Here is a 17,824-nt window from a genome sequence, read left to right as displayed (position 1 = left end):
CACAGGCGTGGCTCGTCAGTACCTCAGACCTCAGCTGCCCGACCCAATGACTGCTCCCACCGGACGCCAGCGCACTAGAGAGAGTAAGCGCCTCCACATCATCCTTCGCGACGGCAATCTCGTCGAAGGCGCAATCCACATCGCCGAGGATATGTCGTTGGTTGCGTTCCTCGGCAGCCGCAAGGGCGGCTTCGTGAACATGGTGGACGCGCATCGACCGAAGCTGCAGGAGGCGCGCGGTCACCTGATCGTGCAGACGGCGTTGGCGGTGCTGGTGACGGCGCCCGACGCGAACATGGCGGTTGTGGGTCCGGCCGGTTCCGGCCAGGGCGAGCGCGAGGTGGAGCTGCACCTGGTGGGCGGCAAGTCGCTGCGCGGCACGATGTCGCTGGCCCCGATGCAGCGGATGAGCGACTACCTGCACCACTGCGGCCAGTTCGTGGGCATCAGCAAGGCGGTGCTGGTTGCGGAGAACAAGCCCGTCGGGGACGTGGCCGTGAACATCTCGGCCATCGCAATGATTCGCGAGGCGCGCGACGAGTCGGCGGCCGAGCCGGCTAGCGGCTGACTAGCCGCCGGATCAAGTCGGGTCGATCGGTGAACATCCCGTCGACCCCGAGCCCCAGCATATAGACCATCACCGTGGAGTCGTTCACCGTGTACGGGTGCACGACGAGCCCGGCCACGTGCGCGCGCTCGACGAAACGTGCCGAGACGATACGACGCGACGGACCGACGCCCACCGCGTAGCCGGCGATAGCCGCGAACCGGGCGTCCAATGAATCCGCAGGGATCGGATCATCGAGCAGCTGCACGAGGCGCAGCCGTGGCGCCTTGCTGTGCAGCTCACGCAGTGCCGCCGCGCTGAAGGACTGCACGAGCAGGCGCCGCCGGATTGCCTCTGGCATCAGCAGGCCGTGCTGCCCGAGTGCGGCAAGCAGTGAGTCGATCATCCCCGGCGCTTCGTCAGGATTCTTGATTTCGATGTACAGCCGCGCCCTCGGCGCGAAGCGCGCGAGCGCTTCATCGAACGTGGGAATCCGCGCGCCGATGAAGGCATCCGACGCGCGATCTGGGTGGTCCGCGTTGAACCAGACGCCAACGTCGCAGCCGGCAAGTTGCCGCAGCGTCTTGCTGCGCACGTCGCCCCGGCAGTCGTCGACCGGCCCGCGCGCCGTACGGTCCAAGGTCTCGTCGTGCAGCACGACCAACTGGCCGTCGGCCGCCTGCTGCAGGTCGAACTCGAGCCAGTCGGCGTCGTGGCGCAGGGCCAGGTCCCAACTGGCGAAGGTGTGCTCCGGTGCGTCCCAGGACGCCCCGCGGTGCGCGATGACCTGCACGTCGTCATCGTCAACGCAGGCCACGACGCCAACGAATAGCAGGGCGAGGGCGATCAATCGCATGCCGGAGTGTCGCGCCGAGCCTCCTCGTCGCGCAATCTTTCCTACGTCACAGCCTCGTCCCGGCCGACGTGGCGCTCGCCGCTGCGAGCGTCCTCCGGTCGATCTTCCCGACCCTCCGCGTGCCAATCCGACCGATGCCCAAGACCACTGCCCTGCTCGCCGCGCTCTGTCTCGCCTCCGGCTCGCTGGCCGCACAGGCGACCCCCGCCGCATCCGCGAACGACACGCGCATCGAAGTGCGCTTCCCGAATGCCGTGCATCACGAGGCCGAGGTCTCGATCAGCTATCGCGATGTGCCCTCGGGGCCGCTGGAGCTGCGGATGGCCCGCAGTTCACCGGGCCGCTACGCGGCGCACGACTTTTCCAAGAACGTCTACGCGTTCCGTGCCACAGACGGCGCGGGACGTGCGCTCGAGGTGCAGCGCGTCCGGCCAAACGTCTGGGAGGTGCGGGGGCATCGCGGCCGCGTGGATGTGGCCTACACGCTCTTTGCCGACCGCGCGGACGGCACCTACGCGGGGGTGGATGAGTCACGCGCGCACCTCAACATCCCGGCCACGCTGGCCTACGCGCCGGCGTTGGCCAACCGCGGCATCATCGTCACCTTCGTGCCGCCCGACAGCTCGTGGCGCGTCGCGACACAGCTGGCCCCAACGACGGATCGCTACACGTTCCGCGCCCCGCACCTGCAGTACCTGATGGACTCGCCGACGCACCTCGGCCGACTCGACATCCGGGAGTGGCAGGTGGGCAGCGGTCAACGCCAGCAGACGATCCGACTGGCACTGAACCACCTGGGCACCGCTGACGAGGCCGCGAACTTTGCCGACCTGACCAAGCGCGTGGTGGACGAGATGACCGCCGTGTTCGGTGAGTTGCCGCGCTTCGACTACGGCACGTACACGTTCATCGCCTGCTACCGTCCCAACTGCTCCGGCGACGGGATGGAGCATCGCAACTCGACGTCGCTGACCTCGGGCAATTCGCTCGCACGCTCGGCGGCAGGATTGCTCGGCACCGTGAGCCACGAGTTCTTCCACGCGTGGAATGTCGAGCGCATCCGGCCCGCGGCGCTGGAGCCCTTCGACTTCAGCGATGCCAACATGAGCGGCGAGCTGTGGTTCGCCGAGGGTTTCACGAACTACTACGGGCCGCTGGTGATCCGCCGGGCGGGCATCATGGACACGCCGCAGTACGCGCAGCGCATCTCCGGCGCCATCAACACCGTCTCGCAGCACCCAGGGCGGCGCTTCTTCGGCCCCGTGGGCATGAGCCAGCAGGCGCCGTTCGTGGATGCGGCGACGAGCATCGACCCGAACAACCGCGCCAACATGTTCATCTCGTACTACACGTACGGCGAGGCGATCGGGCTGGCGCTGGACCTGACCCTGCGCGCGCGCACGCCGGCGCGCACGCTGGATGACGTGATGCGCACGATGTGGCGGCGCTTCGGGCCGCAGACGTCGTCGCTGGCGCCCGTCCGCGGCTACACCGTGGCGGACGTCGAGGCCGCGCTCGCCGAGGTCAGCGGCGACGCGGCGTTCGCAAAGGACTTCTTCGACCGGTATGTGCGCGGCAGTGAACTGCCCGACTACCCGCGCCTGCTCGCAGCAGCAGGCTTCGTGCTGCGACCGGCACAAGCGCAGCAGGCGTGGATGGGCGACACCCGGCTCTCGGGATTCGAGGGTGAGGTCGTCGTGGCTGGCCCTACCACCTTTGGGACGCCGATGTACGCACTCGGACTGGACGCGGGTGACCGGCTGCTGTCGATGGACGGCCGAGGGATCGGGTCCACGGCCGACGTGAACGCCGTGCTTGCGTCACATCGTCCCGGCGATGTCATCGTGGTGAGCTGGCGGTCGCGGGGCGGGGATCGCAGCGGCCAGCTCACGCTGCAGTCCAACCCGCGACTCGAGGTCTTGCCGATCGAGGAGACGGGCACCGCGCCATCCGCGGCGCAGCGCGCCTTCCGCGAAGCCTGGCTCAGCTCGAAGCAGCGCTAGCGAGCCGCCAACCCGGCCAGTGCAGCGGGGACTCGTCGCCGTCGACCATCGCGGCGACGAGCTCCCCAAGCGCGGGTGCGAACTTGAATCCGAAACCGTTGCAGGGACTGGCCAGCACCACCTGCGCGTGCTCAGGATGCCGATCCACGATGAAGTGGCCACTCGGCGTGCGTGTGTAGAGACAGGTCTTGGCTTCGCGATGCGCGCCGTGGCGCCCCGGGAGCCATCGGTCGAGTGTCTCCTGCACCGCAGCGATGTCGGCCGCGTGGATCTCGCGGTCCACGTCCTCGGGACGCGCGACACGATCCGGGCTTCCGTGACCGGCAACCTTCACGAGTCCGTTCCGCGCGGGAAAGATCACGGTGGCGTGGTCGTTGCCGTCGGTGACGATCAGGACCGGACGCTGCTCGTCCTCCTCGCTAGCGGACTCGAACCAATGCATCGTCTGCCGTTCGATCTCGAGCCGCAGGCCGAGCGGGGCCAGCATCGGCGGCATCCACGCGCCGAGTGCGAGAATCAAGGCATCGGCCTCGAGCTCGCCGCGCACGGTCCGCACTGCGACTCCCGAGTCGCGCGCATCCCACGAAAGTAGCGGTTCATCGAAACGCAGGTCTGCGCCGGCCGCAGCTGCGGTGCTGAGCATCGCGGACAGCGCGTCGTCCAGCAGGAGCACGCCGGCGCCCGGATCCTCCACAACGACACTGCGCGGTGACAATCGCAGTCCGGGTGCGCGCGAAGCGGCGCTCGAGGCATCGACTTCCACAACCGGCACATCGGAGTCAGCGGCCGAACGCAGGGTTTCGGCCACGATCTCTTCCTGCGCTTCGCCGATGAAGAGCGCCCCGCATCGCTGGCGAATCTTCCGGGAGGAAACCGACTCGAGTTCGTCCCAGAGCTCGTGTGCCCGTGCGGCCAGCGGCACGTAGGCGGCGCCTTCCCACGCGGTCGCGCGCGTGACGCGCGTGTCGCCGTGGGACGAACCGTTCGAATGCGGCGGCCGCCAACGGTCCAATCCAATCACGTGGTGGCCCTGACGGGCGAGCCGCCACGCGGCGGCAGCCCCGGCCGCGCCGAGTCCGGCGACGACGATGCGACGGGCGCTCACGGCGGCGATGTGGGGCAGTCTGCCATACGCCAAGAGAAGCGCCGGGCGAACACAGGCGCTAGGGCGGGACGCGCCGCAGCGGTCCCCGGCCGCGGCAGGCCACGTCCAGCGGCGATGACAATACGCTGCAACTGGCGCCGTCCCGTCATTCCAGCGAAACTCATCGGGTTGTCATCCGCGCCACGCTCCCCAATCGAATCCATGACACGCATTTCCATCTGTCGCGCCGCGCTCGCGTTCGCCCCGCTCACGCTGCTCGCGCAGGCACCGTCGGCCGCGAACGCCCCGGCCGACCTCGTCATCACCAACGCCCGCATCTACACGGCCGACCAGTCGCGACCGGTGGTGGACGCCATCGCAGTTCGGGGCGGCCGCGTGGTGTTTGCCGGCAACGCCGCCGGCGCCAAGGCGCTGACCGGCGCCAGCACCCGGACCATCGACCTCGGCGGTCGCACGGTGATCCCCGGGATGACCGACGCCCACGCGCACGTCGCCGGGCTCGGCGAACGCCTGCGCAACGTGGACCTGATGGAGACGCGCTCGTACGAAGAAGTCATCGCGCGCGTGGTGGACCGCGCGCGGACGACGCCCAAGGGTGAGTGGATCCTCGGACGCGGTTGGGACCAGAACGACTGGGGCGACACGCGCTGGCCCCTGCACGAGGCGCTTACGCGCGCCGTGCCCGACCATCCGGTGATGCTGACGCGCGTGGACGGACACGCCGGCCTCGCGAACGCCGCCGCGATGCGGCTCGCCAACCTCACGTCGAGCACGGCCAGCCCGACGGGTGGCGAGATCATCAAGGATGAGCGCGGTGCACCCACGGGCGTGCTGATCGACAACGCGCAGGGACTCATCCGCCGCGTCATTCCCGCCGCGACGCCGGCGCAGGTGAAGGAGAATGTCCGCGCGGCGATCGCCGAGATGCATCGCTGGGGCCTCACCGGTGTGCACGACGCCGGCGCCTCGGCCGGCGTGCTGGCGGCCTACGAGGAGCTGGGTCGCGAGGGCGCGCTCAACATCCGCCTCTACGCGATGATCTCCGACCACGCGCCGACCATCGAGGCCTGGTTCCGCCGCGGCCCGATGGTCGCCGGCCACAACGGCATGCTCTGGGTGCGGAGCGTCAAGCTGTATCAGGACGGCGCGCTCGGCTCGCGCGGCGCGGCGCTGCTCGAGCCCTACAGCGACGACCCACGCACCAACGGCCTGTTGGTCTCGCGCACCGAGCATATCCAGGAGGTGTCAGGCCGCGCGCTTGCCGCGGGCTTCCAGGTGAACACCCACGCGATCGGCGACCGCGGGAATCGCTTGGTGCTCGACGCCTACGAGGCCGCGCTGGCGGCACGCCCAACGGCCGACCATCGCTTCCGCGTGGAGCACGCGCAGATCCTGCACTCCGACGACATCCCGCGCTTCGCCAAGCTGGGCGTCATCCCCTCGATGCAGGCGTCGCATCAGACCAGCGATATGTACTGGGCCGGCACGCGCCTGGGGGAGACGCGCCTGCGCGGTGCCTACGCCTGGCGCTCGCTGCTCGCGACGAACGTCGTCATCCCCAACGGCTCGGACTTCCCGGTGGAGTACGTGAACCCGCTGATCTCCTTCAACGCCTCCGTCGCGCGGCAGGACGCCGCGGGATGGCCGGCGGGTGGTTGGTTCCCGGAGCAGCGCATGACGCGCGAGGAAGCGCTGCTCTCGATGAGCCTGTGGCCGGCCTACGCCGCGTTTCAGGAAGCGGAGCTCGGATCGCTGACGCCCGGCAAGCGCGCCGACTTCGTCGTGCTCGACCAGGACATCATGCGCGTGCCCACCGAGATGATCCTGCAGACCCACGTGCTGTCCACCTGGGTCGGCGGCGCGATGGTCTACGAACGGAGGTAGGCGATGCCCAGCAAGCAACTCTTCATCGTACGCGTCGGACTGGTCGCCGGCGTCTTTACCTTCGCCGCCATCGCCCTCTACCAGCGAGGTACGGGGACAGCGAACTCCATCGTGCTGCCCATCGATTCCCTGCGCTACGTACTGTGGGTGCTGATCGGTGCCTCGGTGCTCTCGGCGATGTTCCTGCGGCCCAAGGTCGAGGTCGCCGCGCCGGCGCAGAAGGGCCTGCTGACGCTGATCGGTTGGTCCTTCGGTGAAGGCGTGGCGTTGTTCGGCATCGTGCTGCACTACGCGGGCGGTCCGGTGTCGATGCTCGCGCTGGGCATGCTGGCCTTCGTGTTCGCCCTGCTGATGCTGCCCGTTCCCCAAGTGCGACGCTGATGCGCGTGGTGTCGCTGTTGCCGAGCGCGACGGAGATCGTGGCCGCGCTCGGCGCAATGGAATCGCTGGTTGGGGTGACGCACTGCTGCGACTATCCGGCCGTCGTGGATTCGCGCGTACGCGTGACGACAACGTCGGTGGATGCGAACGCGGCGCCCGACGAGATCGACCGGCAGGTGCGTGCCTTGATGGACGGGGGCGCGCCGCTCTACCAGCTGCTCGAGGACCGCATTCGCGACCTGCGTCCTGACCTGATTCTCACGCAAGCGCTCTGTGATGTGTGTGCAGTGGTGGAGACCGACGTGCGCGCGCTGGCGGCGCGGCTCGATCCCTCGCCGAGCGTCGTGTCGCTGAGCGCCACGACACTGGACGGCGTGCTCGACGACATCGCGCGCGCGGCGGAGGCCCTGGGCGCGCAGGACGAGGCCGAGGAACTGCTCGCGGGAGCGCGGGCACGGATGCGCCTAGTACACGAGACGCTCAAGGCGGCGAAGGCCCCGCGGCCGCGCGTGGCCGTCATCGAATGGGGCGATCCAATCTTTGCAGCGGGCCACTGGGTACCAGAGATGGTTCGGCGCGCCGGGGGCATCGACGTGCTCGCCACCGCGGGCGAACACTCGCGCACGTTCACGCTGCAGCAGCTGCGTGACGCTGATCCCGAGATCCTGCTCATCGCGCCCTGCGGCTACGACCTGCAATCCTCACTCGACGAGGCGCAGCGCCTGCTGGCCCTGCCCGAATGGGCCTGGTCGCGCGAGCGCCTGGTGTTCGCGCTCGATGCCAACGCGTTGGTCAGCCGGCCCGGCCCGCGCGTGATCGACGGCATCGAGGTGATGGCGCGACTGTTCAACCCCTCGCTGTTCTCCCCCGTGGATCCCCACTACGCCGCGCCGCTGCGCGCGGCGACGCTGCACGCATAGAGGACGCCTAGATGCTGAAGCCGAACGCCATCAAGTTCCTGAAGCAGTTGCTCGACACCCCGGGTCCCTCCGGCTACGAGGCCGCTGCCGCGAAGGTCTGGCGCGACGAGGCCGCCGGCTTCGCCGCCGAGGTCAGTGGCGACGTACACGGCAACTCGATGGCCGTGGTAAACCCCGAGGGTAGCCCGACGATCATGCTCGCCGGCCATATCGACGAAATCGGCGTGATCGTCACCTACATCGATGACGACGGCTTCGTCTACATCGCGCCGATCGGTGGCTGGGACCCGCAGGTGTTGGTCGCGCAGCGCATCCGCTTCCAGGGCCGCGAGGGCGAGGTGATGGGCGCGGTGGGCAAGAAGCCCATCCACCTGATGAAGCCCGACGAGCGCGAGAAGGCCTCGAAGATGACGGACCTCTGGGTGGACGTCGGGGCCACGACCCGCGCGCAGGCCGAGGCGATGCTCTCCATCGGCGACGCCGGCGTGATTGACTCACGCAGCCTGGATTTTCCGAACGACCGCATCGTGTCGCGCTCGATCGACGACCGCATCGGCGCGTTCGTGGTGCTCGAGGCGCTGCGGCGCTACGCGGCGGAGCCCGGCGAGGCGCGCGTGGTGGCGGTGGCGACCACGCAGGAGGAGATCGCGTACCGCGGCGGTGGCGCGCTGGTCGGCGCCGAGCGCGTGGACCCGGCGATGGCTGTCGTGGTGGATGTCACCTTCGCCACCGACCATCCCGGCGTGAAGAAGGAGGAGTTGGGACATTCGCCCTTGGGCAGTGGCCCGGTGTTGACGCGCGGTTCCGTGGTCTCGCCCGTGGCCTTCAGTATCCTGCGCGACACGGCGGAGTCACTGCGCATCCCGTTCACGCTGCACGCCGCGGGCCGCGAGACCAGCACCGACGCCGACGCGATCCATCTCGCGCGACAGGGCGTGGCGACGGCGCTGCTGTCGGTGCCGAACCGCTATATGCACTCGCCCAACGAGATGGTGAGCCTAGTGGACCTCGATCACGCCGCGGCGTTGATCGCGGCGGCCTGTCGCGCGGTGAGCGCGAAGACGGACTTTACGGCGCGCTGACGGCGCGCATCGACGTCGTGGTGCGGCGCGCCGCCTGCGCCACCAGGCGCAGCGCGCCCGCTCGTACGTCCTTGTCCCGGTCGTCCCGCAGGGCCTGCACGGCGGCCATCGCCTGCGGAGTGCGGATCACCACCAGCGCACGGCAGGCCTGGAGCCGGTACTCAGACGAGCGCTTGCGGGCATGGGCGCTCTCGCCGGTCGCGACGCGGACCAAGGCCTGCACACAGTCCGGCGTCCCGATGCGCGCGAGGGCCATCACGGCGCTGGCCAGCACCTCCGCGTCGGCTTCCGAGTCCAGCAAGGGCAGCAGGTTCGGCAAGGCGGACTCCCCGCGCGTGGCGAGCGCGTGCACGGCGCGGGCACGGACCAAGACCGACTCGTCGAGCAGGGCGACACCCAGGGCGTCCAGCGAGGTCGGGCTCTTGTAGTGCTCGAGGGCCGCAACCACATCGCGGCGCACCGCACGGTCCGGATGCCGCTGCAGTTCAAGCAGCATCCCCTCCGCCCGCACGTCACCCAGATGGCCCAGCAAGCGGGCGGCCACGCGAACCATCGCGTGATCGGTCTCGCGCACGAGTTCGAACAGTGCGTCGTGCGTTCGACGCAGGCCGCGCAGGCCGACGAGGCAGTGGACGCGCGCCGTGCCGTCCGGCGCCGACGCCCACTCGTCGATCAGGGCCTCCGCCCCATCGGTCCCGAAGCGGTAGAGCACCGCCTGCACGCGGACCTTGAGCTCCGGTGCGTCCGCCAATTGGTGCCGCAGGATGGCGAACTGCCGCAGCACCAACGGCGAGGCAAGCTTGCGCAGCGCCTGGCCGAACTCGCGGCGGCGCTCGTCCGAGGGGTCGCGCTCAAGCTGCAGGTACTCGATGGCAACGATGCCGGAGACGGCATCGAGTAGGTTGTGCCAGCGACCGGTGCGGAAGGCGAGGTCCGCGGCTTCAATGAGCGCCCCGAGCGGCGCCGCAAGGTCCGCGACCTCCTGGGCAGTGTGAAGTTGCTCCAGCGCGGCGGCAATGGTGGGGTTCGATGCCGTGGGGATGGACAGCGCCTCCTTGAGGCGCTCCGAGCGCGGATCTGCGGCGCTGGGGCTCTCGCGGATCTCCTCCTCGTCCACCGAGTCCTCGAGCGGCGTCTCCAAGTCACCTATGGGGCCCTCTGCGGCCCCGGTTGCCTGCGCCGCGGCCACGACCGGGGCGCTGGCGATGCCCGCGACAGTCGTCGCTGGCGCGGCTGGCATCGCTGGCGAAGTGTCCGACGGCCTTGCCCGCAACTGCCGCGGGATCCCTCGGGCGTCCACCGCGGCTACGCGTGCCGCGAAGAACGCTAGCGGGTCCGCCTGCGTCGGTGCGGTCGCCAAGGCCCGCGCGAGATCGAGCAGGTCCGCGTCAGCGGACTTGGCGCCAAGTGAGAACTGTTCCAGCCCGTACGCACTGAGGCGCGAGGCCAATGCGCGGAGCACCTCGGCCTCGTCATCGGTGGACTCGGCAACCGGTGCGCCGTTCACGGTCAATGCATCACCCGAGGAGAGGCTGAATCCCAGCCCGTCTCGCGGCATTGCCTTCAAGAGTGCGCGAATCGCGGCGCGATGCTCCTGCAGCGCGCTCGGCTGCGCCGACACGTCGAACACGAGGCGGGCGAACTGGGCGGCGAGGCTGAGGTCGGATGCGTCGGTCATCGTTGCTGGTGGGGCGTGGTCCGGTGGCATAACATACCCGTCGCACCAGGCAGCGACCACGCACCTGGGCCCTTCATCTCTGCCTTGGGAATGCCATGCGCGTCCTCCTCGCCGCCGCCCTGCTGCTGGTCTCCTCCGCACTCGAGGCGCAGCGCCTCCCGACTGCCGGCAGCGGGACGGTGGCCATCCGCGCCGCTCGCATCATCGACGGCACCGGCGCCGCAGCCATCCAGAACGGCGTCGTGGTGGTCACCGACGACCGCATCGTCGCGGTCGGGCCGGCGTCGAGCGTGCGCGTGCCGACCGGCGCCCGGCGCGTGGACCTCGGCGATGTGACGCTGCTGCCCGGCTTCATCGATATGCACGTGCACTTGATGGGTCGCGAGTTCGATGACCCTGGCGTGTTCGACGCGAACGTGAGCGACTACCCGGGCTTCATCGCAGCGCTTGGCGTGGAGCACGCACGGCGCACCTTGATGGCCGGCTTCACCAGCGTACGGATGGTTGGCGCCCTCGGCTTCGAGGACGTCGGACTACGCAAGGCGATCGACGGCGGCTACGTGCCCGGACCGCGTATCCAGACCGCCGGACACGCGCTGGGCATCACCGGCGGACACTGCGACGAGAACAACTATCGGCCGGGACTGCTCGACGGCACGCCGGAAACCGGCATCGCCGATGGCGTGGACGAGGTGGTCCGCGCCGTGCGTTACCAGGTGAAGTATGGCGCCGACGTCATCAAGACCTGCGCCACCGCCGGCGTGCTGAGCGGCGGGACGCAGGGCGTTGGGGCCTCGCAGTACACATTGGCAGAACTGAGCGCGATGGTCTCGACCGCGCGCACGCTGGACCGCAAGGTCGCCGCGCACGCGCACGGCACCGAGGGCATCAAGCTCGCGGTGCGGGCGGGCGTGGCCAGTATCGAGCACGGCTCCTTCCTCGACGAGGAGGGCGCGCGCTTGATGGTCGCGCAGGGCACGATGTTCGTGCCGACGCTGATGGCCGGTGAGGCGGTGTTGGCGCTCGCCGATGCCGGCCAGATGCCGCCGCTGGTGGCTGTGAAGGCGCGCGCCGCCGGCGCCGCGATGCGCAACGCCATCCGCATCGCCAAGGCCGCGGGTGTGCGCATCGCGTTGGGCACCGATGCCGGTGTGGGCAAGCACGGGCGCAACGGGCACGAGTTCACGCTGATGGTGGAATGGGGCGGCCTCACGCCGATGGAAGCCATCGTCGCCGGGACGAGCACGGCCGCCGAGCTGCTGGGCTGGCAGGATCGCGTGGGCACGATCGCCGTTGGCAAGCTCGCCGACCTCGTGGCGGTGCCGGGTGATCCGCTGCGCGATGTCACCGCGCTCGAGCGCGCCAGCTTCGTGATGAAGGGCGGCGTGGTCTTCAAGGGCGAGGGTGCCGTTCGCTGAGCGGCCGCGCCGCTGCGACTGACCGCGTGAGCCTCCACGCCTGGTCCAGCGCGCAGTACGTCATCGCGCTGCCCGAGGGGCACCGCTTTCCGATCGCCAAGTACGCCTTGCTCCGCGACGCGGTCCTGGCGGAAGGCATCGTGGCCGCGGCCGCGATGCACAACCCCGAGCGTGCGCCGCTGGAGGACGTGCGGCGCGTGCACGACGCGGCGTACATCGAGCGCCTGCTGCGCGGCACGATGCCCGCTGCCGAACAGCGCGCGCTTGGGTTCCCGTGGTCCGAGGGATTGGTGGAGCGCTCGTTCCGCGCCGCGGGTGGCACGCTGGAAGCCGCGACCCACGCCCTCACCGCAGGCATCGCGATGAACCTCGCCGGCGGGACGCACCACGCCTTCGCCGCGCACGGTGAGGGTTTCTGCGTGCTCAACGACGTGGCAATCGCAGTCCGTGCGCTGCGTGCGCGCGGCCGCATCCATCGGGCCGCCGTCGTGGATCTCGATGTGCACCAGGGCAACGGGACGCACGCGATCTTCGCCGACGACGACGAGACCTTCACGTTCTCGATGCACGGGCGGCGCAATTACCCGTTCCGAAAGGTGGCGGGCCGGCTCGATGTCGAGCTCGAGGACGGCACGGGCGATGGCGAATACCTCGAAAAGCTGGGCGAGGCCCTCCCGCAGGTATTGGCAGTCTCGCGCCCGGACCTTGTGTTCTATCTCGCCGGCGCCGACCCGCACGAAGGCGATACGCTGGGCCGCCTCAAGCTGAGCTTCGACGGTTTGATGCGCCGCGATGCGATGGTGCTCGACGCCTGCCGAAGCGTTGGCGTGCCAGTGGCAATCGCCATTGCCGGTGGCTATGGTCGGGACATCCACGACACGGTGCGCGTGCACGTGAACACAGCCCGTGTCGCCAAGAGCTTCCTCTCGCCCTGATGCCTGCGATTCCTGCACCCACCACCGACGGCTACACGTCGACCACGCCAGTCCCCCTGTACTGGTGCCGGTACTCGCAGGACTCGTCGGTTGGACGGCTCGTGGTGCTGCACGGCGGGCCCGGCGCGCATCACGACTACCTGCTGCCCCAGATGCTTGAGTTGGCCAAGTCACGGGACTGCCTGCTCTACGACCAGCGTGGCGGCGGACGCAGCAAGACTGATGACCGCACGCCGATCACCTGGCAGACGCACGTCGCCGACCTCAGCGCGGTGCTCGAGGAGCATCACGATGGTCCGTTGACCCTCGTGGGCTACTCCTGGGGCGCGATGCTCGCAGCGCTCTATGCGATCGAGTCGGCAGCTGGTCGGGCTGGCCCTGCACCCGCGCGGCTCGTGCTGATCAACCCGGCCCCCATGTCCCGCGCCTGGCGGCAGGAGTTCGAGACGGAGTTCGCCCGACGCCAAGGCGGCGCGGAAGTCGCCGCACTGCGCGAACAACTGGCGGCCAGTGGACTCCGGGAGTCCGACCCGGCCGCGTACCGCCAGCGCACCTTCGAGCTCTCGGTCGCCGGCTACTTCGCCGACCCCAGTCGCGCCCGCGACCTCACGCCGTTCCGCGTCACCGGCCGCGTGCAACAATCCGTATGGGAGTCGATGGGTGAGTTCGACCTCATCCCCGCCCTTCGCGATCTCCGGGTCCCGGCACTGGTCGTGCACGGCCGACAGGACCCGATCCCCCTCGCCTCCGCAAAGGCCGCCGCCGAGGCGCTGGACGCCGAGTCGCTATGGCTGGAGGACTGCGGGCACGTACCGTATGTTGAGCAACCGGAGGAGTTGTTCGACGCCGTCGAACGCTTCCTCGCCCGCACCGAGGCCTCGACCGCTCCCTGATGTCGCTGCAGTCGGAAATCACCCAGCCGCACATCACGACCATCGAGACCGATGGGCGTCGCTACAACGTGTCGGTGCGCATCGCCTTCGACGGCATCGAGTTCCTCGGCCGCCTCTGGTTCGCCGACGAGGCCTGGGACGACCTCGGCATCCCCGACCGTGGCCCGTTGGCCGGCCGCTCGCGCGACGACATCGTCGCACTGGCCCGCAAGCTCACGCATGAGGAGCTGCGCGCGCGGCATCGTCGAGCGCTCTCGGAGAAGCGCCGCTTCATCGGACTGCGCAAACACACCGATGAAATCCTCGCCAAGATCCGCTACCTGAACCAGGTGGCCGTGTCGATGCGCGCCGGCCTGCTCGACGTCGCCGGCGCCGCGCAGGAGATCGACCTCACGCAGGAGCAGCTGCACAAGTTGATCGACGACCTCGGCACCTTCGCGGGGAAGGAAGACTAGGACGCGTCCGGGGATTTCCCCGCCGACTGCTTCACCGCCCCGCGCGATTTGGCCATCTTTCGGGTGATGGACTCCCGAGCCGCCGCCCACCTGCTGCACGAGATCGCCGCCCTGTTGGAACTGCAGGGCGAGGATCCGGCCGTCCCCGCGCCATTCTCCGACGCCGCGCGGGCCTTGGCCTCGGCGGAGCCGCGTCCGCTGAAGGAACTGCTCAAGCGCGACCTGCGCCGCTTCGCCCCCGAGGTCGTCGAGGCACTGGAACAGCTGCGCGACGAGGGCGACTCCGAACTCCTCGACCGCCTGCGCGAAAGCACGCCCGAAGGACTCTTCGAGATGATGCGCGTGCCTGGCCTCGGCCCCTCGCGCATCCGCCGCATCCACGAAGGATTGGGCATCGACACGCTGCAGGAACTCGAGGAGGCCGCCCGCGACGGCCGGCTGGCCAAGTTGCCGCGCTTTGGCGAACGCACGGCCGAACAGGTGCTGCGCGGGATCGCGTGGCTCAAGGAGTCTGGCGCGCAGATCCTGCTGCCGCACGGGCGCGCGGAGGCCGAGCGCGTACTGGCGGCGTTGCGTCGTCAGCCCGGCGTCGTGCGCGCCGAGGTAGCGGGCGCCGTGCGGCGGCATTGCGAGACGGTGAATGAGCTCGAGGTGGTGGCGGCCTGCTCGCGGGATCCCGAGAAGGTGGCGGCCGCATTCGCGCATTCGCCGGGTGTGCGCGACTCCGTGGGCGTGGGCACGCGCAAGGTGTCCATCCGCTTCGACGACGGCGTGCGCCTGCAGCTCTACTGCGTGCCTCCCGATGAGTTCATCGTCACCTGGTTCCGCGCCACGGGGGCTCTGGCGCACGTGCAGGAGGTCGCGGCGCGCGCCAGCCTGCGCGGGCTGACGCTCGAAGAGCACCACCTGCTCGATGCCAGCGGCGCCGCGGTTGACCTGGCCGACGAACCTGCGTTGTACGCGGCAATCGGCTTGCCCTGGCTGGCTCCGGAACTGCGTGAGGGACTCGGGGAGTCGGCGGCCGCCGCCTCGGGCGAGCTCTCGGGCCTCATCACGCTGAACGAGGTCCGCGGTGTGCTGCACTGCCATTCGCAGTACTCCGACGGCGGCGCGAGCATCGCCGAGTTGGCGGCGGCGGCGCGGGCTCGCGGCTGGAGCTACCTCGGCATTTCCGACCATTCGCAGTCGGCGTTCTACGCGGGCGGCCTGACAGCGGAGACGCTGGCGCAACAGCACGAGGAGATCGACGCCATCAACGCGACGTTCTCGGACTTCCGGGTGCTGAAGGGCGTCGAGGCGGACATCCTGCCCTGCGGGCGCATCGATTATCCCACGGCCGTGCTTGATCGCTTCGACTACGTGATTGCGTCCGTGCACTCGCGTCTTGGCATGAACGAGACGCAGATGACCGAGCGCGTGCTCAAGGCGCTGGATGACCCGCACATCGCAGTGTTGGGGCATCCGACCGGTCGCCTGCTGCTCACGCGCGAGCCGTATGCAATCGACATGGACGCCGTGCTGGAGAAGGCGGGACGACTGGGCGTGGCGGTGGAGTTGAACGCCGACCCGCACCGCTTGGACCTCGACTGGCGACTCGCGCGCCGCGCGCGGGACTTTGGCGCGCGCATCGAGATCGGTCCGGACGCGCACTCCGTGGACGGGCTCGACAACATGGCCTTGGGCATCGGGATGGCGCGCAAGGCCTGGCTACGCCCGGAGGACGTGATCAACACGCGGGATGCGGAGGCGTTCGTGGCGTTCGCCACCGCGCGTCGGCGAGCCGCGGCCGGCAGCGCCTGAGCCGCGTGTCCACGGGGAAGTCGAAGCCTGCGTCGAAGCGCGGGCCCGCCAAGCGTCCTGCGACCATGCGTCCGCCGCGGACCAAGGCCCCGCGGGGCACGGCGCTCAAGGAGCACGCGGCCGAAGTCCTGAAGCGGCTATTCGCCCTGTATCCCGACGCCCACTGCGAGCTGGACTACCGCAACCCGTACGAGCTCGCCGTCGCCACCATCCTCTCAGCGCAATGCACGGACAAGCGCGTGAACCTCGTCACGCCGGATCTGTTCGGGCGCTGGCCGGACGCCGCCGCACTCGCCGCGGCGCCGCGCGAGGAGATCGAGACGGTCATCCAGTCGACCGGCTTCTTTCGCAACAAGGCCAAGTCGCTGTCGGGCTTCGCCAATCGTGTCGTCGACGAACACGGCGGCGAGGTGCCGGCGGAGATGGACGCGCTCGTGGCCCTGCCTGGCATCGGCCGAAAGACGGCGAATGTCGTTCTCGGGAACGCCTTCGGCCGCAACGAGGGTATAGTGGTGGACACCCATGTCCAGCGGCTGGCGAAGCGTCTCGGACTGACCAAGGAGTCGGACCCCGTGAAGGTGGAGCGGGCGCTGATCCCGCTCATCCCCCGCGACGACTGGACGATGCTTTCCCATTTGATGATCTGGCACGGACGCCGCGTCTGCGACGCCCGGAAGCCGAAGTGCGGCGACTGCGCGCTCGCCGATATCTGCCCCTCCTCGACCATTTGAAGATGCGACTGACTGTCACAGCCGTGACGTTTGCGCTGGCCCTCGTCGGCGCGGCCTGCGCCACGACCCCGAAGGTTCGGAACGCCCAGCTCCTGGAGCCACCCAAGGACGTCTGCGAACTCGCCCGCGAGGACGCGGCGCTGGACCCGCGGCTCGACGTGGAGCGTGTGCCGACGCCCGTGAAGATGGACCCGGCACCCATCCGCACCCCCGTGCCCCGCACGGCCCTGCGCCGCGACGGCAGCTCGTCCCTCAAGGTCGAGGTCCTGGTGGATACGCTGGGCAAGGCCGACATGACGACGTTCACGGTCATCGAGTCGACGAGCGCCTGGCTCACGACGGGCGTGCGGCGCGCCATCGAGCGCTGGACCTTCGAGCCCGCGTTGCTCCGGGGCTGCAAGGTGCCCCGCTACTACCAGTTCAGCGCCTCCTCCCCGCCGCGCCGCCGCTAGTCGTTAGATTTCGGGGATGAAGACTGCCACGTTTGAAACCAACAAGGGCACGATCACGGCCGAGCTCTACGAGAAGGACGCGCCGGGGACCGTCGCCAATTTCGAGAAGCTTGCCAACGACGGCTTCTACGACAACATCCGCTTCCACCGCGTGATCCCCGAGTTCGTCGTGCAGGGCGGCTGCCCGAACGCGAAGATCGGCGGCACGCCGAAGGGCCCGCCGGGCACTGGCGGCCCGGGCTGGACCATCAAGTGCGAGACCGCGGGCAACCCGCAGACCCACAAGGTTGGCGCGCTGTCGATGGCGCACGCCGGCAAGGACACGGGCGGCTCCCAGTTCTTCATGGTGCTCAGCGAGGCCAACACGCGGCACCTGAACGGCGTGCACACCGTGTTCGGCCAGGTCACCGGCGGGCTGGACGTGATGAACCAGCTCACGCAGAATGACCACATGGTCAAGGTGCGCGTCGCCTAGCCGTCTGTTGCTTTCGTCCTTCCACCTCCTACCTCCCCCTTCGTTATGACTGCTGGCACTCCCATGACCGGCAAGGACACAGCCGCCTATTTCAAGGGGCTGTTGGTGGGCGCGATCTTCATTGGCGTCGTCGTGGTCTCGATCACGATCATGACCAACAAGAAGTTCGACGCGCACGAAGCCACGCCCGCGGCTGAAACACACTAAGC

At 69.3% G+C, this 17,824-nt stretch carries 18 protein-coding genes; 15 read left to right on the top strand and 3 right to left on the bottom strand.

What is annotated here, in order from left to right:
• The first annotated feature begins 46 nt into the window (after nucleotides 1-46).
• A complete protein-coding gene (locus tag KF709_08520) occupies nucleotides 47-568 on the top strand; it encodes a hypothetical protein (protein ID MBX3174445.1) in 522 nt (173 codons plus the stop codon).
• On the opposite strand, the gene KF709_08515 is transcribed toward KF709_08520, so the two are convergent.
• On the bottom strand, nucleotides 558-1,403 hold the full coding sequence (locus KF709_08515) for a hypothetical protein (GenBank protein ID MBX3174444.1): 846 nt from the start codon (nucleotides 1,401-1,403) through the stop codon (nucleotides 558-560). The two genes, KF709_08520 and KF709_08515, sit on opposite strands and share 11 nt — an antisense overlap.
• Nucleotides 1,404-1,537: 134 nt before the next feature.
• Here KF709_08515 and KF709_08510 point away from each other — a divergent pair, with 134 nt between their 5' ends.
• Entirely contained in the window at nucleotides 1,538-3,406 is a 1,869-nt protein-coding gene (locus KF709_08510; GenBank protein ID MBX3174443.1) for a M61 family metallopeptidase, read from the top strand.
• On the opposite strand, the gene solA is transcribed toward KF709_08510, so the two are convergent.
• The gene (gene solA / locus KF709_08505; GenBank protein MBX3174442.1) at nucleotides 3,387-4,511 is read right to left on the bottom strand and encodes an N-methyl-L-tryptophan oxidase; all 1,125 of its coding nucleotides are present in this window, start codon (nucleotides 4,509-4,511) and stop codon (nucleotides 3,387-3,389) included. The two genes, KF709_08510 and solA, sit on opposite strands and share 20 nt — an antisense overlap.
• A 201-nt stretch (nucleotides 4,512-4,712) precedes the next feature.
• On the opposite strand from solA, the gene KF709_08500 reads away from it, so the two are divergent.
• From KF709_08500 to KF709_08485, 4 genes are read left to right on the top strand one after another with little or no spacing between them, the layout of a single operon-like run.
• A complete protein-coding gene (locus KF709_08500; protein ID MBX3174441.1) occupies nucleotides 4,713-6,395 on the top strand; it encodes an amidohydrolase family protein in 1,683 nt (560 codons plus the stop codon).
• Nucleotides 6,396-6,398: 3 nt separating this feature from the next.
• Complete coding sequence (locus tag KF709_08495) at nucleotides 6,399-6,776, top strand: hypothetical protein (protein ID MBX3174440.1); 378 nt, start codon at nucleotides 6,399-6,401, stop codon at nucleotides 6,774-6,776.
• Nucleotides 6,777-6,784: 8 nt separating this feature from the next.
• Nucleotides 6,785-7,696: an ABC transporter substrate-binding protein gene (locus tag KF709_08490; protein MBX3174439.1), complete on the top strand. Its 912-nt coding sequence runs from the start codon at nucleotides 6,785-6,787 to the stop codon at nucleotides 7,694-7,696.
• A gap of 11 nt (nucleotides 7,697-7,707) precedes the next feature.
• On the top strand, nucleotides 7,708-8,778 hold the full coding sequence (locus tag KF709_08485; GenBank protein ID MBX3174438.1) for a M42 family metallopeptidase: 1,071 nt from the start codon (nucleotides 7,708-7,710) through the stop codon (nucleotides 8,776-8,778).
• Here KF709_08485 and KF709_08480 read toward each other — a convergent pair.
• The gene (locus KF709_08480; protein ID MBX3174437.1) at nucleotides 8,765-10,456 is read right to left on the bottom strand and encodes a HEAT repeat domain-containing protein; all 1,692 of its coding nucleotides are present in this window, start codon (nucleotides 10,454-10,456) and stop codon (nucleotides 8,765-8,767) included. The two genes, KF709_08485 and KF709_08480, sit on opposite strands and share 14 nt — an antisense overlap.
• Nucleotides 10,457-10,551: 95 nt before the next feature.
• On the opposite strand from KF709_08480, the gene KF709_08475 reads away from it, so the two are divergent.
• The 9 genes from KF709_08475 to KF709_08435 all read left to right on the top strand — a co-directional run bounded on the left by KF709_08475 (nucleotide 10,552) and on the right by KF709_08435 (nucleotide 17,822).
• Nucleotides 10,552-11,874, top strand: coding sequence for an amidohydrolase family protein (locus KF709_08475; GenBank protein ID MBX3174436.1), 1,323 nt, complete (start codon nucleotides 10,552-10,554; stop codon nucleotides 11,872-11,874).
• 26 nt (nucleotides 11,875-11,900) lie between these two features.
• A complete protein-coding gene (locus KF709_08470; protein MBX3174435.1) occupies nucleotides 11,901-12,809 on the top strand; it encodes a histone deacetylase in 909 nt (302 codons plus the stop codon).
• Nucleotides 12,809-13,702 (top strand): alpha/beta hydrolase, encoded by an 894-nt coding sequence (locus KF709_08465; GenBank protein MBX3174434.1) that lies wholly within the window; start codon nucleotides 12,809-12,811, stop codon nucleotides 13,700-13,702. The genes KF709_08470 and KF709_08465 overlap by 1 nt, the downstream gene beginning before the upstream one ends.
• Entirely contained in the window at nucleotides 13,702-14,157 is a 456-nt protein-coding gene (locus KF709_08460; protein ID MBX3174433.1) for a hypothetical protein, read from the top strand. Before KF709_08465 ends, KF709_08460 begins: the two co-directional genes overlap by 1 nt.
• Nucleotides 14,158-14,223: 66 nt before the next feature.
• Nucleotides 14,224-15,957, top strand: coding sequence for a hypothetical protein (locus tag KF709_08455; GenBank protein MBX3174432.1), 1,734 nt, complete (start codon nucleotides 14,224-14,226; stop codon nucleotides 15,955-15,957).
• Nucleotides 15,958-16,022: 65 nt separating this feature from the next.
• Nucleotides 16,023-16,688: an endonuclease III gene (gene nth / locus KF709_08450; protein ID MBX3174431.1), complete on the top strand. Its 666-nt coding sequence runs from the start codon at nucleotides 16,023-16,025 to the stop codon at nucleotides 16,686-16,688.
• A gap of 2 nt (nucleotides 16,689-16,690) precedes the next feature.
• Nucleotides 16,691-17,140 carry a hypothetical protein gene (locus KF709_08445; protein MBX3174430.1) on the top strand — a complete coding sequence of 150 codons (450 nt, stop codon included), beginning with the start codon at nucleotides 16,691-16,693 and terminating at the stop codon, nucleotides 17,138-17,140.
• A 16-nt stretch (nucleotides 17,141-17,156) separates the two neighbouring features.
• The gene (locus KF709_08440; GenBank protein ID MBX3174429.1) at nucleotides 17,157-17,615 is read left to right on the top strand and encodes a peptidylprolyl isomerase; all 459 of its coding nucleotides are present in this window, start codon (nucleotides 17,157-17,159) and stop codon (nucleotides 17,613-17,615) included.
• A 45-nt stretch (nucleotides 17,616-17,660) separates the two neighbouring features.
• The gene (locus tag KF709_08435; GenBank protein ID MBX3174428.1) at nucleotides 17,661-17,822 is read left to right on the top strand and encodes a hypothetical protein; all 162 of its coding nucleotides are present in this window, start codon (nucleotides 17,661-17,663) and stop codon (nucleotides 17,820-17,822) included.
• The last annotated feature ends 2 nt before the right edge of the window (nucleotides 17,823-17,824 follow it).

Source organism: Gemmatimonadaceae bacterium (genome assembly GCA_019637445.1).
In the GTDB taxonomy this organism is placed as follows: Bacteria; Gemmatimonadota; Gemmatimonadetes; order Gemmatimonadales; family Gemmatimonadaceae; genus Pseudogemmatithrix.
This window is presented reverse-complemented; position numbering and strand designations above follow the sequence as displayed.